An 18,189-nucleotide genomic window follows, 5' to 3' on the forward strand; every position below is an offset into this window, starting at 1 on the left:
AAACAGTAGAAGTAAGATAAGTAATAAGTAACAAGTAAAAAGTACGTGTCCTAATTTATGATATTCACCGAATTACATTCTCAAGTCCGTTATAAAACTGACCATGGCCTGCGCAATATCATCGATATTTTGCCCAATCATGCTGCCTCGCTAAAATCAGCAATGCATTACGCATTGCTTGCGGGAGGAAAGCGAACCCGGCCTCTGCTGGTGTACTTAATGGGTGAAACGATAGCGGCAGAGGAAGCCGATATGCTGACTATCAGTATGGCAATTGAATGTATCCATGCGTATTCATTAGTACACGACGATTTGCCAGCCATGGATGATGATGATTTAAGAAGAGGTAAACCCACCTGCCATATGGCGTATGATGAGGCTACCGCGATATTGGCCGGTGATGCATTGCAATCACTAGCGTTCACGTTACTGGCTGACCATCCTATGTCGTCTTTTGGAAATGAAAACCGGATTAAACTGGTTTCAATCTTAGCCAAATCAGCTGGCTACCTAGGCATGTGTGGAGGCCAGGCGATTGATCTTCAATCGACCGGACGCGCTATCTCATTGGCTGAACTTACGCAACTTCATCAGCTAAAAACGGGTGCCCTGTTGTGTGCATGCGCAGAAATGGTTACCACTGTTTCGCCAGGCTTATCACATATACATGCCAATGCATTTGTTGATTACGCACGACTCATCGGACTCATCTTCCAAATTCAGGACGATATTTTAGACGTCGAAGGCCACTCTGATGTCATTGGCAAACCGCAAGGTTCAGATCTTGAACAGGGTAAAAATACCTTTCCTGCTCTGCTTGGTCTACACTCTGCCAAAGAAGAATTAGCTAAACTTCATCAACAAGCACTTCAAGCATTGGCTGGTTTGCCTTACAATACTGAAGCTCTTTCCGCGTTTACCGATTTTGTGGTCAAACGGGACCACTAAAATTCAAAAAGTACAGAACAATTCCATGACGCTAGATTTGACTCAATACCCTCTTCTCGCGCTTGCGCAAACGCCAGCCGAACTGAGAAAACTTTCTCAGGAAAAACTTCCCGAATTAGCCGATGAGTTGCGTCAGTTCCTGCTGGCTTCGGTGAGTCAAACCAGCGGGCATTTCGCGTCCGGTTTAGGCACCGTCGAGCTGACTGTCGCGCTCCATTATGTCTACAACACGCCGTTTGACCGCTTAATATGGGATGTGGGTCATCAAGCCTATCCACATAAAATTCTCACTGGCCGGGCTGACAGAATGTCTACCATCCGTCAAAAAAATGGATTGCATCCATTTCCATGGCCTGCTGAAAGTGAATTTGATACGTTCGCCGTCGGACATTCCTCGACCTCGATCAGTGCTGCACTGGGTATGGCGGTTGCAGCAGAAAAAGAAGGTCAGAATCGTAAAGTGGTTGCGGTTATCGGTGATGGTGCGATGACGGCAGGTATGGCATTTGAAGCCATGAATCATGCAGGCGATATCAAAAAAGACATGGTCGTTGTGCTCAATGATAATGAAATGTCGATCTCAGAAAACGTAGGCGCTCTGAACAGCCACCTCGCTCGATTACTAACGGGTAATTTGTTTAACAAAATTCGAGATGGTGGTAAAAAACTGTTAAGTAACGTACCACCCATCAAGGAGTTTGCCAGCCGGGCTGAAGAGCACCTAAAAGGTATGGTAGTCCCGGGCACCATCTTTGAGGAGTTGGGCTTTAACTATATCGGCCCGATTGATGGGCATGATGTCAATGCTGTTGTGGATACGTTACGTAATATGCGTAAATTCAAGGGTCCTCAACTGTTGCACGTGGTTACCCGCAAAGGTAAAGGCTACCCAGTGGCAGAGCAGGATCCTATTAAGTTCCATGCGGTCCCTAAGTTCAATCCTGCAGAAAATGCACTGCCCAAGACGGCTGCGTCAGCGCCTACCTTTTCTGCCATCTTTGGCAGTTGGTTGTGTGATATGGCGGAGCAGGACCCTAAGCTAATGGCGATAACTCCAGCCATGCGCGAAGGCAGCGGTATGGTGCAATTCTCACAGCGATTCCCACAGCAGTATTTTGATGCTGCCATTGCAGAACAACACGCGGTGACCTTTGCGGCGGGTCTGGCACGAGAAGGCCAGAATGCTGTCGTTGCGATTTACTCCACTTTTTTACAGCGTGCGTACGATCAACTGATTCATGATGTAGCCCTGCAAAATTTGCCCGTGCTCTTCGCCATTGATCGAGCGGGCATCGTAGGTGCTGATGGGCCTACCCATCAGGGTGCATTCGATATTGCCTTTCTACGCTGCATTCCTAACATGATTGTGATGGTTCCCAGTGATGAAAATGAGTGCAGACAAATGCTTTATACGGGTCATTTAGCCGATAAACCGGCGGCGGTACGTTATCCTCGCGGTGCTGGCAAAAAGGTGTCGGTTAGTAGTCAGATGACGGCGCTCACTATCGGCCAGTCAGCGATGGTGCGTCGAGGCCATAAAGTAGCAATTCTCAATTTCGGAACCCTGTTGCCGTTTGCAGAAGACGCCGCAGAATCACTCGACGCTACCCTGGTCGATATGCGCTTTGTAAAGCCACTGGATGAAGATGCTGTGACGAAAGCCACTGAGCATCACGATTTGATCGTGACGCTGGAGGATGGCTGCATCATGGGCGGTGCGGGTAGCGCTGTCTCCGAATTCATTCATCAGCAGAGCCTGGCAACGAAAGTGCTGCATATAGGGTTACCTGACGCATTTATCTTACAGGGCACCCAACAGGAAATGTATGCTGAGCTGGGACTGGATAGCAATGGGATTATCGCTAAAATCACCCAGGCGCTATCGAGCCAATAAGCTTGAGGCGCTGAGTTTCAAAAAATGGAATTTACCTGTCAGGCTTAACCAAAAGTGGAGCTCGAAACATACTAATGAAGCGGACCTGATGGCCGACTCACACTTTCTTTTATCAGTAGCCTTTGACACCACTTAGAATACAGCAGGCCATATCCAGTTTATGGCCTGTAAACTCAAACAAGCCATCGCACCGGCAATCAAATCGTCCAACATAATGCCTGTACCGCCGTGTAATCGCTTATCGATTATGTCTATTGGCCAGGGCTTAAGGATATCGAAAAGTCGAAATAAGACGAAGCCCACCACGATATTGGGCAGCGTTAATGGAATAAATAGAAACGTTACAAACATTCCCGCTACTTCGTCCCACACGATAGAGCCGTGATCGTGAACCTGCATGTCGTTTGCAGTTTTACCACAAATATATATGCCGACAAAACTCACTAAAAACGTGAGTGATGAAAACTGCCATATATCCAGCTCAAGACAAAGAAACAATAACGGTATCGCGGCCAGCGACCCAAACGTACCAGGCATCATTGGAATAAGGCCGCTGCCGAATCCCAACGCAAAGAAGTGAACTGGATTTAGTAGAGAAACGCGCTGACGATATTCAGGCTGCATCGTCTCTACTACATATTTCCTTAAAACTCATGCAAATATCCACCCTTCTCAGGCACCGCAAAGGGAACATCATTAAGTTTTAATTCTAATTTATTCGCTTGCCCGGTTATCTGACCAATACAGGTTGCTTTAACATTTGTACTGGAGAGGGAGGTTTCTAAAATACCCTTGTGTTCTTCATTGACAGTAAATAACAATTCATAATCATCACCTGCGGTCAATGCATACTGAATAGCCTGTTCACGCCCTACACAAGACACCAAAGCCTCTGATAAGGGTAACTTGTCAACATGCACCATGGCACCACACTTGGATGCTCGCAAGATATGCTGTAAATCGGCCACTAAACCATCGGAAACATCGATACAGGCATTGGCAATCCGTCGAATTGCGGTTCCAGCAGCGACTCTGGGGCTAGGAAAAAGGTGCTTGTTAACTAAAAAATCACGTTGCGTGAAATCAGCGTTCAACTTACCTTGCAGTATATCCAGACCAGCCCCCGCATCTCCGAGTGAGCCTGTAGCATAAATCCAGTCTCCGGGTTTTGCTGCACTACGCGTCAGCGCGTTGTTCGGGGGAATGAATCCCTGAGCCGTGATAGTTAGCGAGAGCGGCCCTTTTACCGTATCACCACCAATGAGTTGAACCGAATAATACTGAGTAAGTTCGTACAAACCGGCGGCAAATTCTTCGAGCCAGGCATCATTGAATTCAGGCAAAGAAAGGGAAAGAGAGATCCACGCAGGTTCTGCGCCCATCGCCGCCAAATCACTTAAATTTACTGCTACTGCTTTATAGGCCACTGAGCGTGCGGGCGTATCTTCAAGAAAGTGAACCCCCGAAATCAGGGTATCAGTGGTGATGGCAAGTTGCTGGTTTGGCGCTAATGATGTGACAGCACAGTCATCACCGATACCGATGATGACGTCTTTGCGCTGATGCCCTCCATCGGCAAAATAGCGCCCAATTAAATCAAATTCTTTCACAGGGAATAACCGCGTATGTTTTTTTTGGTTAGAATACGCCCACAAGCACGACTGTGATCAGTTGCGCTCATGCTCACGTAATTTACGGACTGCTTTATCAAGTGCGCCGTTAATAAACTTGTGGCTTTCTTCTGCACCAAAGTCTTTTGCCAGTTCAATCGCCTCATTAATAATAACGCGATAAGGTACGTCCATGCGATGAACCAGCTCGTAGGTTGCCAGACGAAGTACCGCTTTCTCTACAGGATCCAGCTCTTCAGGCAAGCGGCCTAGATAGGGACGGATGGCAAGATCAAGTTCATCAGCATGTGCCACGACACCGCGTAGCAGTGCCTGAAAGTATGCCATATCGACTTTTTGCATATCGTTACTTGTAGCTAATGCAAGTTCAACTTGCTCAACTGGATTCTTGCTCATTTGCCATGAATAGATGCCTTGCAAGGCAATTTCACGGGCTTTATGTCGTGCAGAAACTTTCACTCAATTCGCCTTAAAGATCGTTTATAGAAGCCAGTACATTTACCATTTCAAGCGCACTTAGCGCGGCTTCAGATCCTTTGTTACCCGCTTTCGTTCCAGCGCGTTCAATTGCCTGCTCGATAGAATCTGTGGTGATTACACCAAAGGCTACCGGTACGCCTGATTCCATCGCAACCTGAGCCAGGCCCTTGTTACATTCACCTGCGACAAAATCGAAATGAGGGGTACCACCACGAATGACAGCGCCCAACGCAATGATTGCGTCAAACTGACCTTTTTCAGCCAGCTTTTTTGCCGCTACAGGTAACTCGTAAGCGCCAGGCACGCGCACCAGCGTGATATCATCATCGCCCACCTCGCCTTGCCGCTCTAGCGTATCCAGCGCACCTTCAAGTAGGCTTTCAACAATAAAACTATTAAAGCGTGAAACAACGATTGCGAATTTTTTGCCAGTGGCTCTGAAGTTGCCTTCGATTACCTGCATGATTTCATTCCTATAAAAAAACGGCGCGCAGTATAGCACAGTTTATCGGCAGAGATACGAAATGATCCCTAAGTTTAATCGTGGATATATTCTACAACTTCCAGACCAAATCCGGACAATGCGTGATATTTAATTGGCTTACTTAATAACCGCATTTTCTTAACACCCAGTGTAGCAAGGATTTGGCTACCCACTCCAACTGTACGGGACGAACCTTTCCACTCTGCTCCGGCATCCTGCTCACCGCGATCGACCGCAGCAAAACGCTTAACCTGACTTTCCAGATTTTCTTCTTTCCCTAACACCACCAGAATGCCACCCTCATCGCCAATTCGCGTCATGGCCTGCGGCAGTGTCATCGAACGGTTGATTGCACGCGTGGAACCCAGCAAGTCGCTCAGAGTGTTGTGTAAATGAACTCTCACCAACGTCGGCTCGTCTTCACTAATCGGCCCTTTTTTCAACGCAAAATGAATCTGGTTGTCAATGACGTCTTTAAATGTGTGAAGCTCGAACTCACCATATGCTGTGGGCAGTTTACATTCTGCGACCTTCTCAATGGTGGTTTCATTTAAATTGCGATACTCAATCAGATCGGCAATCGTACCAATCTTTAAATTATGTTTTTGCGCAAACTTTTCTAATTCTGGTCGACGGGCCATGGTGCCGTCTTCATTTAGAATTTCAACAATAACAGCTGCGGGCTCACACCCTGCCAGTCGCGCTAAATCGACGCCCGCTTCAGTGTGCCCTGCTCGGTTTAAAACGCCGCCCTCTTTGGCGATAAGCGGGAAAATATGGCCTGGTTGCACGATATCGGTTGATTCTGCACGAGGGTGAACTGCTGCCAGAATGGTGGTAGCACGATCCGCTGCGGAAATTCCCGTTGAAACCCCACGTGCCGCTTCAATGGACACGGTAAAATTGGTGGTAAACTGAGCTTCATTTTTGTCGACCATCAGCGGTAACTTCAGACGTTTGCACCGTTCTGTGGTCATAGGCAAGCAGACTAATCCACGTGCATGCGTGACCATGAAGTTGATCGCTTCTGCATTAACGTATTCAGCAGCCATGATAAGATCGCCTTCGTTTTCCCGATCTTCGTCATCCATCAGGATAACCATCTTACCCTGTCTGATATCATCTATTATTTCTGCGGTTGTATTTAAAGCCATAAATTTACTTTTCGTTATCTTCTATCTTTGTAATGTGTAGGGTACTTTTTACTTTTCACTTTTCACTTTTTACTTTTTACTTTTTACTTTTTATTACTTGTTACTTCTTCAAGAAGCCATGTTCAGCGAGGAAGGTCATACTGATCCCCTCCTCCTTCGGTTGCGCCGCCTTCTCACCAAGCAGTAAGCGCTCCAGGTAGCGCGCGACCAAGTCCACTTCCAGATTCACTTTCGAGCCGACGCGATACTCGCCAATTACCGTTTCTTTGAGGGTATGCGGGATTATCCAAAGCATAAACTCCGCGCCATTAACCTCATTCACCGTTAAGCTGACGCCATCAACAGTAATACTGCCTTTGTGCGCAATATATTTAGCCAACTCATCAGGTGCTTTTACCCATATTTCAATATAGTCTTTGTGCTCATTTATTTTGCTGACATGGCCCACACCATCAACGTGGCCGGATACAATATGCCCACCAAAACGGTCCATCGGTCGCATTGCCAGTTCAAGATTAACGCGAGACCCTGCTTTGTATTCAGCAAATCCGGTATGTTTGATGGTTTCAGCGGATACATCAGCCTGATAACTGATGTCATCAAAATTAACCACCGTGAGACATACGCCGTTGGTTGCGATGCTATCGCCCAATTTAACATCGGTCATTTGCAGTCCGGCTGACTTTACCGTCAAACGGATATCTGAACCTTTATTTTCCAACGCACTAATGGTTCCAAGTGCCTGAATTATTCCAGTAAACATATTCTTCGCTTTAGTCGTGAAGTTAATTAAGCTTTTACGCTGAACGTCATTTTGGTATCACTGCCCACTTGCCGCGATTGTGCTAGCGTCAGCGAATATGCCTGACTCAAGTCACTGAAATCAGGCAAGGTCATCATCGAAACCGCTTTATCTCCCAAAATGAGGGGCGCCTGGTATACAATCAGCTCATCCACCAGACCCGCTTGCAGTAGCGCGCCCGCTAAGCCGGGACCCGCTTCCACCCAAACATGGTTCATTTGTCGCTTGCCCAGCTCATTAACTAATGTTGCCAGACAGACTTTTTCGTTGTAGGCCGGTAGGCGCATTATTTCATTGCCATCGAGCTGTAACGCTTGATTGGTGGTCGCAATGACAGTTGTGTGGCTGTCATTCAGTAGCTGCGAATCTACCGGTATTACGCCCTTAGAATCTATCACCACACGCACAGGCTGTCGCACGTTTGGCAAGGGATATTGTTGAATTTTGGCTTCTTCCGGGCGCACCAGCAAGCTTGGATCGTCATTAATTACGGTACCCGACCCGGTCAGCACCGCGCAGCTTTGGGCGCGATGACGATGTACATCACTTCTGGCTTCGGGCCCGGTAATCCACTGGCTTTTGCCATTGGCAAGCGCAACCTTGCCGTCCAGACTTACGGCGAGTTTTACAGTAATAAAAGGCTTGCCTTGCACCATCCGCTTTATGAAGCCTTTATTAAGTTCTGCCGCCTGAGCGGCCATTACATCCGATACAACTTCAATACCTGCCTGCTGTAGTTTTGCAATGCCATTGCCACTAACCAGCGGGTTGGGATCGGTCATGGCGATGACCACTTTTTTTATGCCGGCGTTTATCAACGCATCTGCGCAGGGCGGGGTTTTACCAAAATGGCTGCAAGGCTCTAACGTAACGTAAGCGGTGGCCCCGTGCGCCTTTTCTGCTGCCTGTTCGAGCGCATGTACTTCGGCGTGCGGCGCACCTGCTTTGAGATGATAGCCACTGCCAACACACGCTTGTTTATCATCGACAATAACACAACCTACGTTAGGATTTGGGGAAGTGGTAAATCTGCCCTTGCGCGCCAGATTGATCGCTTGCCCCATCCAGAAATAGTCTTGCGAAAGGGTGGAATCAGCAGCGAGTTTCATGATACTAGTCATTCAGCTTGGCAATTTCTTCACCAAACTCTTTAATATCTTCAAACGAACGATACACCGAGGCGAACCTGACGTACGCCACCTTATCCAGTTCTTTAAGTGCATTCATGATCAGGTTACCTAAAAACTGACTGGAAACCTCTCGCTCCCCGGTCGCTCTAAGCTGCGATTTAATTGATAAAATACATTGTTCGACTTTCTCCGTGCTGACCGGGCGCTTTTCCAGTGCACGTTGCAAACCCGCACGTAGCTTATCTTCGTTGAAGGGTTCCCGTGAACCATCACGTTTTATCACTCTTGGCATGACCAGCTCTGCATTTTCAAACGTAGTGAAACGTTCATGGCAATCGAGACATTCGCGACGACGTCGAACCTGCTGACCTTCGGCCACCAGTCTGGAATCGATTACTTTGGTTTCTTGAGCAGAACAGAATGGGCAAAACATAATGGATCTCGAAAAATGCTACCTCAGCTTGAGGTAGCATCTAATTAATAATTCAGGCTAAGCGTAAACAGGGTGCGCTTTACACAGCTTAACAACATCTTGCTTAATGCGCTCAATCACAGATTCATCACCCATGTTATCCAACACATCGCACATCCAGTTAGCCACCTGCTTTGATTCTTCTTCTTTAAAACCTCGACGGGTGATCGCTGGACTTCCAATGCGCAAGCCACTGGTCACGAAAGGTGATCGTGGATCGTTAGGTACAGAGTTCTTGTTAACTGTGATGTTCGCACGTCCCAGCGCAGCATCTGCATCTTTACCAGTGATATCTTTATCAATCAGGTCAAGTAAGAACAGATGGTTCTGCGTCCCATTGGAAACAATTTTATAACCACGTTGCTGCATGACCTCGACCATGGATTTGGCATTTTTCACAACCTGCTGCTGATACTCTTTAAACTCAGGTTGTAGCGCTTCTTTAAATGCCACCGCTTTGGCCGCAATAACATGGCATAAGGGTCCGCCTTGATTGCCAGGAAACACAGAGCTGTTTAACTTCTTATAAATTGTCTCATCACCACATGCAGACAGGATCAAGCCACTACGCGGACCTGCTAATGTTTTGTGTGTGGTAGTAGTAACAACGTGCGCGTGGGGTAACGGGTTAGGATAAACCCCTGCCGCAATCAAACCTGCCACGTGCGCCATGTCAACCAACAAGTAGGCACCCACGCTGTCGGCAATTTCGCGAAAACGCTGCCAGTTAACGACCCCCGAATAGGCAGAGAAGCCACCGATGATCATTTTTGGCTTGTGCTCATTCGCCAGCGCCTGAACCTGCTCGTAATCGATTTCGCCAGTGGCATGGTCCAGGCCATACTGCACAGCATTGTACGTTTTACCGGAAAAATTGACATGAGAGCCATGAGTTAAATGGCCGCCTTCAGAGAGGCTCATGCCCAATACCGTGTCACCTGCATCCAGCAATGCCATAAATGCCGCAGAGTTGGCTTGCGAGCCTGAGTGCGGCTGCACATTTGCGTATTCGGCACCAAATAATTGTTTTGCTCGGTCAATTGCCAGTTGCTCAACCACATCCACGTGCTCGCAACCGCCATAATAACGTTTGCCAGGATAACCTTCGGCATACTTGTTTGTCAGTTGTGAACCCTGCGCTTCCATTACACGAGGACTGCAATAGTTTTCTGATGCGATAAGCTCGATATGATGTTCCTGACGCTCATTTTCTTTAGCAATGGCGTCTGCCAATTCAGGATCGAAATCAGCAATAGTCAGTTCACGACGTAACATGACGACTCCTTAATACGTTAGAAGGCATAAATTGAACGCCTATTCTATTCATTTTACCCCGCATGTATACCGATTTGTGGTCGAATCAGGGGATCCGTTGCGAATTGCTTATGAGTTTTCACGATAAGCTATTTATCTGTCTCTGGATTACGTTGGCTTTCCAGCTTTTTAACGCGGTCAAACAGCGTATCAATCTGGCGCATTCTGACTGTCGTCTTGCGCCAATCGCGATTCGCCATGGCTGGCTGCCCCGAGGAGTATACGCCAGGTTCGGTGATATCACTGACCACCATCGAGAATCCCGTGATCTGCACATTGTCGCAGATAGAAATATGGCCATTAATGCCAACACCACCGCCGATCACAACCCCTTTGCCCACCAATACACTTCCCGCCAGCGCACTCGTGCCACAAATACAGCTATTGTCACCCACGATACAGTTATGACCAATATGCACTTGATCATCAATGATTACATTCTGTCCAATCACAGTATTTTCCAGCGCACCCCGGTCAATAGTCACCGATGCCCCTATCTGGGTGTCATCGCCAATCTCAACCGAACCAGTTTGCGGTATGGCTAACCATTTACCTTTATCGTTGGCATAACCAAAACCATCTGCGCCAATCACTGTTTGACTATGCACAACCACGCGCTCTCCCAGCGTGACACTATGGTAAAGGGTGACATTAGGGTGTAGAACGCCTTCTGCTCCAATACTGACAGCTTCTCCTACTACCGTATTCGCCCCAATAACCACGTTATCACCAATAACGGCGTGCTTGCCGATAACTACATTAGGACCCATCGCAACATTCGCACCAATGGTGGCACTTTCATCGATATGGGCAGAAGCATGAATGTTGGTAGCGAGTTTGGGCGTAGTATCAAAAACCTGTGCAATTTTAGCGAAAGCGGCATGGGGATTTGGGTGCACAATGGCGGGTAAGTCTGCCACATCGATAAATTTTTCCGGAAGAATAACCGCCCCGGCATTGGTGGTTGCCAGCTGTGATTTATATTTTACGTTGGTTAAAAACGAGATGTCTCTGGCAGTCGCTCCCTCTAATGTTCCGACTCCAAAAATCATAACGTCAGCGTGCCCTTTTACTTGCCCACCGGCAATATCGGCAAGTTCAGATAATGAATAACTTTTTTTGGTCTGAGACATCAAGCAACTTCCTTCTGTTTATTAAGTGCCATATGGTACTGCAATTCCCTTCAGTCGTCCCGTTTTGTTACTAAAAAACGACGCTTCATCAGGGTTAAGGTTAAAATTTAACCAGTTGGTCAGGTTAATCGGGGATCCCTCTGGAAGCTAACCGGTATAACCTATTACAATGCACCTTTATTTTGGCAAGGACACCTTATGTCACAATACGTTTATTCAATGCACCGGGTCGGGAAAATTGTTCCGCCTAATCGACATATTCTTAAAGATATATCACTGAGTTTCTTTCCTGGCGCCAAAATTGGCGTATTAGGCTTAAACGGCGCGGGTAAATCTACCCTGCTCCGCATCATGGCTGGCGTGGATACTGATATTGAGGGTGAAGCACGTGCCCAACCCGGTATCAATATAGGCTACCTGCCGCAGGAACCTAAACTGGACGAATCGAAAGATGTGCGCGGAAATATTGAAGAGGCGGTTGCTGATGTAGCCCATGCACTGAAGCGTCTTGATGAGGTTTATGCTGCTTATGCCGAGGCCGATGCCGACTTTGACGCGCTGGCAAAAGAGCAAGGTGAACTGGAAGCCATTATTCAAGCGAAAGATGGCCATAATCTGGAAAACGCATTAGAACGCGCAGCCGATGCATTGCGTCTGCCGCCATGGGATGCAGACGTCAGTAAGCTTTCAGGGGGTGAGCGACGTCGCGTTGCTTTATGTCGCCTGCTTTTGGAAAAGCCGGATATGTTGCTGTTGGACGAACCAACCAACCATTTGGATGCCGAGTCTGTCGCCTGGTTGGAGCGATTTTTACATGACTACGAAGGCACAGTCGTGGCCATTACCCACGACCGTTATTTTCTGGATAACGTTGCAGGCTGGATTTTAGAACTTGACCGTGGGCATGGTATTCCCTGGGAAGGCAACTATTCTTCCTGGCTGGAGCAAAAAGAAAAACGACTTGAGCAGGAAGAAAAAACCGAAACTGCGCGTCAGAAATCGATCAAGCAGGAACTTGAATGGGTTCGCACTAATCCCAAGGGGCGTCAGGCCAAAAGCAAAGCGCGGATGTCGCGTTTTGAAGAAATGTCTACGGGTGACTATCAGAAGCGTAATGAAACCAATGAGTTATTTATTCCGCCAGGTGAACGATTGGGCGATAAAGTCATTGACATTGAAGGCTTGAAAAAATCGTACGGTGATCGCGTGCTTATTGATGATATGACCTTTTCAGTGCCAAAAGGCGCTATAGTCGGCATTATAGGTCCAAACGGTGCCGGTAAATCGACCTTGTTTAGAATGCTCACCGATCAGGAGCAACCCGATGCCGGTAGTATCGACGTAGGTGAAACAGTGCAAATCGCTAGTGTCGACCAGTTCCGCGACCATATGAACGGCAAAAATACCGTTTGGAAAGAAATATCTGATGATCAGGATATTATTCGCATCGGCAATTTCGAAATTAATAGTCGCGCCTATTGCAGTCGTTTTAACTTCAAGGGTACTGACCAGCAGAAATTTATCAAAGACTTGTCAGGGGGAGAGCGCAATCGTGTCCACCTGGCGAAACTGCTTAAGGCTGGCGGCAATGTACTGTTACTGGATGAGCCCACCAACGACCTGGACGTGGAAACATTACGTGCGTTGGAAAATGCGTTATTAGAATTTCCTGGCTGCGCCATGGTTATTTCGCACGACCGCTGGTTCCTCGACCGCGTTGCCACGCATATCTTAGATTATCGCGATGAAGGTAAAATCAATTTCTTCGAAGGTAACTACAACGACTATGAAAGCTGGCTTAAAGCAACTTATGGGCAGGATGTAGTTGAGCCTCACCGCTTGAAATACAAGCGCATGAGTAAGTAGCGAATGAGACTATTCGCCGCGTTTAAATAAGAAAGAACGCCGAGACGTGCCTACGTCCCGGCGTTTTTTTATTCGTTACCCGAGGTTTGATGCCTGACCATTTCTTCCAACGCCACACCAGGGTCCTCTTCGCCGCAGACAGAAGAGTCTTCAGGACTGGAGGCTTCCGCATCCTGATCAGATAATATGTCGTGTTCCTCTTCAGCTGTTGGCGACTGTTTTTTTGAACTCATAACCACCCCATTAACTCTAATGTAAAAATTAGTACGTGTGAGTACCTAATTAGGTTGATTTTCAATTATCTGTTGTAATACAAATGACAGTGGATGGAAAAATCGGGTAAGCAAATGACAGATAAACGTCAATATCAACGAATTACGCTGGGGGCATCAGGAAGTCTCAGTCATCAAAATGTAAGTGTACCCGTTGAAGTAATGGATATTTCATTGCAGGGTTTACGCTTGAAAGTTAACGAAAAAACGATAGAAGCGTTACCTTTCGATAGCCATGAACCTTACATTATTAAGTTCCACGCTAACAACGACAGTCCACCAATATGTGCACATCTGCAGCAACTTTATCGCTTTAATCATCCTCGAATTGGAGACACGTTGATTGGCTGCAAGCTGGATCATATTGATATTGAAGATCTCGCTGCCCTGAGACGATTAATTCAATTAAACAGTGAAGATAATCGACTCAGCGAACAAGATCTGGATGCGCTGATAGAGGGTATCCTTACTAAACCCTAGAGTGGCATTACATAATTGCTTCTAGCGCATCTGTGAGCTGTGCAGCGGCAATAACGGTCATTCCAGCAATTGGCTGTTTCGGTGCATTGGCTTTTGGCACAATCGCACGTTTAAAGCCATGCTTAGCCGCTTCACTGATCCGCTCTGTACCATTAGGCACGGGTCGAATCTCCCCGGCAAGACCAACTTCCCCAAAAATGATCATGTCACGCGGCAACGGACGATTACGAAAACTTGAAATAATCGCCAGCAGCAAGGCAAGATCGGCACTGGTTTCGGCCACCTTAACCCCACCAACAACGTTAACAAACACATCCTGATCGTTCATTTGTACATCACCGTGGCGGTGTAATACGGCGAGCAACATCGATAACCGGTTTTGCTCAAGCCCTACCGCAACCCGCCTGGGGTTGGCCATTTGGGAATAGTCTACCAGCGCCTGAATTTCGACCAGCAAAGGACGCGTGCCTTCCCAGACCACCATGACGCTGGAGCCGGGCGACTGATTTTCTCCCCGACTCAAAAATATCGCAGAAGGATTATTCACTTCTCTCAGACCTTTTTCGGTCATACCGAAAACGCCAAGTTCATTGACCGCCCCGAAGCGGTTTTTATTGCTTCGCAAGGTGCGAAAGCGTCCGTCACTTTCGCCCTCCAGCATCATTGAGCAGTCAATACAGTGTTCCAGTACTTTCGGCCCTGCCAGATTACCATCCTTAGTGACATGCCCTACGATGAACATGGCGATATGGTGCTGCTTGGCAAAGCGCGTCAGGTAAGCAGCCGACTCTCTGACTTGCGAGACACTGCCGGGTGCTGACTGGACATCGCTGACGTGCATGACCTGAATTGAGTCAATTACCATGATGGCAGGATTATGCGCCCTGGCCAGCTCACAAATGGTCTCAACATTGGTTTCTGCCAGCATCATTAATTTATCATCCGGCAAAGCTAGCCGTTTCGCACGCATTGCAACTTGTTGCAATGATTCCTCACCGGTGACATAAAGCGCGCTTTTTTCTTTCGCCAGATGACACATCACCTGAAGTAACAAGGTACTTTTACCCGCCCCCGGCGAACCGCCTATCAATATGGCGGAACCTGGCACAATGCCCCCCCCCAATACGCGGTCCAGTTCGCGAAAGCCGGAGGCAAAGCGGGGCAAGGCTTCAAGGTCAATGGTATTTAATAACTCGACCTTTGCCTGGGTTTGTCCTGCATAGCCAGACGTGGCACCACGCACGGCAGTTTTTGCGGAACTCACAACAAATTCGCTGATCGTGTTCCACGCTTTACATTCATTGCACTGGCCCTGCCAGCGAGGGAACTCTGCACCACACTCGGTGCATACGTAAGCGGTTTTGCGTTTTGCCATAAACGGGTTTTCAGTTTGTGAATTTCGGAGTATTCTACATGTTTGGGATTATCGGTGTACACTGGACAGTCGATAGGCGATTGATAAGTGAACTTTTTTCACCCAGTAATGAATAGATCAATATCAGATAAATCGTTGTTTTGCCGATAAGAGTTTATCTTTAATAATAATTACTAAAGTAAGTGGTATCTTATGAGTCAAGACCTGCAACAGTACGCAGATATAATCGAACAACTTAAGCCGATGGTGAACAGCCCTCAGTTCGATCAGGTGTTGCAGGAACTTACTTCTTCTCTTCCCCGAGAAAAGCGCTTCATCATCAAAATGGAACTAAAGCGACTGGCACGAAAGTGTGTCCGTTCTATTGATCTCAGAGGTCAGGTCTCGGGCGAGTGTCAGCTCTACGAACACGGCGGAATTAAGCATTATCTGGATGATGTTGCGATTGAAACTTTCGAACGTCACCTGAGGGTATTTGGTGAGTATTGTTTTGGCGTGTATGAAGCCGTCCAACAGACCGACAATAACTTCAAAGTGATGCGAGGACGGGCTGAGTCAGGTGAAATTGCCGACGCTTCAAACGATAGCGAAAATAGACTGGCGTCCTCAATGGAGCGATACAATGTGCCGGTGGTAAACCTGCTCACTTATGCGCAACGCCAGCACGAACGGATGAATTACGCAGTCGCTATCGAAGTAGTAAAGGAAGATTTCACTCAGTACCGGGGCAACAGTGTTGATATCTCAGCGGATGGTATACGGGTAAAGTTGAGTAAAGAAACCCAATTAGTTAAGGGCGATCGCGTAAGCGTCCATTTTCGCGGACTTGAAGAGGAGTTTGCGTTAGATAAGAGAAACGGAATAGTTTACAACGTCCTCACTACTGCGAAAAAAAAGGACAACGTTTATGTGGCCTTACGACGGGCGAAAGAGTTTCCCAATGCAGCCTTTGATAAGTTTTTAGAGAATTTTATTCACGGTAACAAACGCCGTTATAAAGTGAATTTAAACAATACCATTGAAGCGGTACAGAACAAGTCACTAGAGCAATACTTTTCGCCGCGTAGCCCCGCACTACCGGTTTTTCTGGATGTTGTTGAAAATAGAATTATTCCCCGTTTTGCCATGCTCAATGAAGTTAATCGGGAAATTATCGATTACTGGAGTGACGAGCAAGATGCGCTAAAACTCGGTTATCTGATTAACAGCAGCCGACTGGAAAATTTGCTGCAAAAACCAAAAAATCAGCGCGAAATGTTCGTGTATAGCTTCACTCATTTACAGAACGATAAAGTTTACTATTATTCTGCCTCAACCGGTGAATTGGCAGCAAAAGACGTGCTGAAAAATGCGTTCCTGGGTTTTGGTTCCCGCAAAGCCAGTTGGCGGGTGTTTAAGTTATCATTGTGCGATATGTCTCCAGACCAGGCTCATGCACCTCTCTCTATCCCTGATAGTGTCGGCACCAAAATTAAGAAACAGAATAATCCGCCGTCTGCTCGGTTAATGTCACGGTTGAAAAATCTTCGCCATATTGTTCACGTTACGGATGTAACCTCAGAAGATGGTCAACAGGTTTACAACAAATACAAATTCAATCGCAATAGTTTAAGTCATCTCCGCGTGTTTGGGCACGCGCGTAATAAACCCATGGCGGAAATAAAAGGGTTTCGCTATCGATTTCACGAGCAGCGTCTGGAATCCAGATTTTTGTTGCGCTCAAATATTCGTTTGAGAAGCAAAATTGATGAACAGGAACTCACCGGGGTTAGCGAAGATATTTCAGTACATGGACTGAGAATTGAACTTAATGAAGAGTTTTCCGGTGAAATTGAGCATCAGGTAGAAATAGGTTTTCCTAAATTGCAGGAAAAGACAGCTAAGCATAACGTCATGGCGCTGCAATATCAGGTAGTGCATTACAACCTTGAGAAGAATATCCTGCATTTAAAAGCCGTCCCCGGTGAACCCGGTCAGGGCGCGCGTGCGTTTTTTGACGAATTGATTAAGAGCAACCGTTCATCACTTAAAAGTTATCCTGAAGAAGAAGAGGTTCCTGGAATTGGTCATGCACTGCGGTGTATAAACGCACGTAATGCCCCCTCTTTCGCATTTGTATTAAGCAAAGAGGGCGTGCGCTACGAGCCTGAGGGTGCCATCATCGGACATCAGGACAATCGCATTACCCAGTTAGCCTGTCACTTTGCAGAAAAAGACCAGGTTAATCTTGAGTTTATGTTTCGGGATCGCAAACTGGATTCGCCCTTCGTGCAGCAAGGGGTAAAGCAGGTAAGAGTAGAAAATAAACCCGTGCGACGAGAGCTTTTCATAGCATTTGACTCATCGCACAAAGAAAGCCGTATGGCCATCATTCCGCGTTTTGATAATCGCTTTGTCTCAGAGGAGATGAAGGAGAAATTTGTCCATGAAGCGCTTAATCGAGGCCAGTTTATCGCGATGAACGTGATGTTAGTCACCACCGGCAAACCAGACATGGAAATGCTGCAATCGGAATTCAACTATGTCAGTGTGTATGCCATCCACCGCGCCAAAGAGTTGGAAGAGAAGATGTGGAGTATCGTCGCCTGCTCGCACCTGGTCGACATAACTGATGAAGTGTTAATGCGTTACAACGTCGATCCGCAGGAAATTCAACGTAATCGTGCGTTGACACCGCAAATGAAAATTGGTGCAAGCGGAATCAAAGCATTACTTGAGCCTGAACGGGCTTAGCAGAACTGCTCACGCTGTATT

Annotated in this window: 17 protein-coding genes; 5 read left to right on the forward strand and 12 right to left on the reverse strand. The window is 47.1% G+C overall.

Annotated features, from left to right (window positions below):
• Positions 1-57: 57 nt before the first annotated feature.
• A complete protein-coding gene (locus HCJ96_RS02600) occupies positions 58-948 on the forward strand; it encodes a farnesyl diphosphate synthase (protein ID WP_169209493.1) in 891 nt (296 codons plus the stop codon).
• Between the two features lie 25 nt (positions 949-973).
• Positions 974-2,842, forward strand: coding sequence for a 1-deoxy-D-xylulose-5-phosphate synthase (dxs, locus tag HCJ96_RS02605; protein ID WP_169209494.1), 1,869 nt, complete (start codon positions 974-976; stop codon positions 2,840-2,842).
• 132 nt (positions 2,843-2,974) lie between these two features.
• Here dxs and HCJ96_RS02610 read toward each other — a convergent pair whose 3' ends face one another.
• The 10 genes from HCJ96_RS02610 to lpxD all read right to left on the reverse strand — a co-directional run bounded on the left by HCJ96_RS02610 (position 2,975) and on the right by lpxD (position 11,442).
• Positions 2,975-3,466 (reverse strand): phosphatidylglycerophosphatase A family protein, encoded by a 492-nt coding sequence (locus tag HCJ96_RS02610; protein WP_169209495.1) that lies wholly within the window; start codon positions 3,464-3,466, stop codon positions 2,975-2,977.
• 20 nt (positions 3,467-3,486) lie between these two features.
• Positions 3,487-4,452, reverse strand: a complete 966-nt coding sequence (gene thiL, locus HCJ96_RS02615) for a thiamine-phosphate kinase (RefSeq protein ID WP_169209496.1) — start codon at positions 4,450-4,452, stop codon at positions 3,487-3,489.
• Between the two features lie 57 nt (positions 4,453-4,509).
• The gene (gene nusB / locus HCJ96_RS02620) at positions 4,510-4,932 is read right to left on the reverse strand and encodes a transcription antitermination factor NusB (RefSeq protein WP_169209497.1); all 423 of its coding nucleotides are present in this window, start codon (positions 4,930-4,932) and stop codon (positions 4,510-4,512) included.
• 10 nt (positions 4,933-4,942) lie between these two features.
• On the reverse strand, positions 4,943-5,416 hold the full coding sequence (gene ribH, locus HCJ96_RS02625) for a 6,7-dimethyl-8-ribityllumazine synthase (protein ID WP_169209498.1): 474 nt from the start codon (positions 5,414-5,416) through the stop codon (positions 4,943-4,945).
• A gap of 74 nt (positions 5,417-5,490) precedes the next feature.
• A complete protein-coding gene (gene ribBA / locus HCJ96_RS02630) occupies positions 5,491-6,591 on the reverse strand; it encodes a bifunctional 3,4-dihydroxy-2-butanone-4-phosphate synthase/GTP cyclohydrolase II (RefSeq protein ID WP_169209499.1) in 1,101 nt (366 codons plus the stop codon).
• 100 nt (positions 6,592-6,691) lie between these two features.
• Positions 6,692-7,354 (reverse strand): riboflavin synthase, encoded by a 663-nt coding sequence (locus HCJ96_RS02635; protein WP_169209500.1) that lies wholly within the window; start codon positions 7,352-7,354, stop codon positions 6,692-6,694.
• A gap of 26 nt (positions 7,355-7,380) precedes the next feature.
• Positions 7,381-8,514 (reverse strand): bifunctional diaminohydroxyphosphoribosylaminopyrimidine deaminase/5-amino-6-(5-phosphoribosylamino)uracil reductase RibD, encoded by a 1,134-nt coding sequence (gene ribD / locus HCJ96_RS02640; RefSeq protein ID WP_169209501.1) that lies wholly within the window; start codon positions 8,512-8,514, stop codon positions 7,381-7,383.
• Positions 8,507-8,956, reverse strand: coding sequence for a transcriptional regulator NrdR (gene nrdR / locus HCJ96_RS02645; RefSeq protein WP_169209502.1), 450 nt, complete (start codon positions 8,954-8,956; stop codon positions 8,507-8,509). Before nrdR ends, ribD begins: the two co-directional genes overlap by 8 nt.
• A 57-nt stretch (positions 8,957-9,013) precedes the next feature.
• Positions 9,014-10,270, reverse strand: a complete 1,257-nt coding sequence (glyA, locus tag HCJ96_RS02650) for a serine hydroxymethyltransferase (protein ID WP_169209503.1) — start codon at positions 10,268-10,270, stop codon at positions 9,014-9,016.
• 128 nt (positions 10,271-10,398) lie between these two features.
• On the reverse strand, positions 10,399-11,442 hold the full coding sequence (lpxD, locus tag HCJ96_RS02655; protein ID WP_169209504.1) for a UDP-3-O-(3-hydroxymyristoyl)glucosamine N-acyltransferase: 1,044 nt from the start codon (positions 11,440-11,442) through the stop codon (positions 10,399-10,401).
• 198 nt (positions 11,443-11,640) lie between these two features.
• Between lpxD and ettA the strand changes: the two genes are divergently transcribed.
• Positions 11,641-13,308 (forward strand): energy-dependent translational throttle protein EttA, encoded by a 1,668-nt coding sequence (gene ettA / locus HCJ96_RS02660; protein WP_169209505.1) that lies wholly within the window; start codon positions 11,641-11,643, stop codon positions 13,306-13,308.
• Positions 13,309-13,376: 68 nt separating this feature from the next.
• On the opposite strand, the gene HCJ96_RS02665 is transcribed toward ettA, so the two are convergent.
• Positions 13,377-13,541, reverse strand: a complete 165-nt coding sequence (locus HCJ96_RS02665) for a hypothetical protein (RefSeq protein WP_169209506.1) — start codon at positions 13,539-13,541, stop codon at positions 13,377-13,379.
• A gap of 114 nt (positions 13,542-13,655) precedes the next feature.
• Here HCJ96_RS02665 and HCJ96_RS02670 point away from each other — a divergent pair, with 114 nt between their 5' ends.
• Positions 13,656-14,060, forward strand: coding sequence for a PilZ domain-containing protein (locus HCJ96_RS02670; RefSeq protein ID WP_169209507.1), 405 nt, complete (start codon positions 13,656-13,658; stop codon positions 14,058-14,060).
• A 7-nt stretch (positions 14,061-14,067) separates the two neighbouring features.
• Here HCJ96_RS02670 and radA read toward each other — a convergent pair whose 3' ends face one another.
• Positions 14,068-15,435 carry a DNA repair protein RadA gene (radA, locus tag HCJ96_RS02675; RefSeq protein WP_169209508.1) on the reverse strand — a complete coding sequence of 456 codons (1,368 nt, stop codon included), beginning with the start codon at positions 15,433-15,435 and terminating at the stop codon, positions 14,068-14,070.
• 192 nt (positions 15,436-15,627) lie between these two features.
• On the opposite strand from radA, the gene HCJ96_RS02680 reads away from it, so the two are divergent.
• Entirely contained in the window at positions 15,628-18,168 is a 2,541-nt protein-coding gene (locus HCJ96_RS02680) for a PilZ domain-containing protein (RefSeq protein ID WP_169209509.1), read from the forward strand.
• Positions 18,169-18,189 lie beyond the last annotated feature (21 nt).

This window comes from Alteromonas ponticola, assembly GCF_012911815.1.
In the GTDB taxonomy this organism is placed as follows: Bacteria; Pseudomonadota; Gammaproteobacteria; order Enterobacterales; family Alteromonadaceae; genus Alteromonas; species Alteromonas ponticola.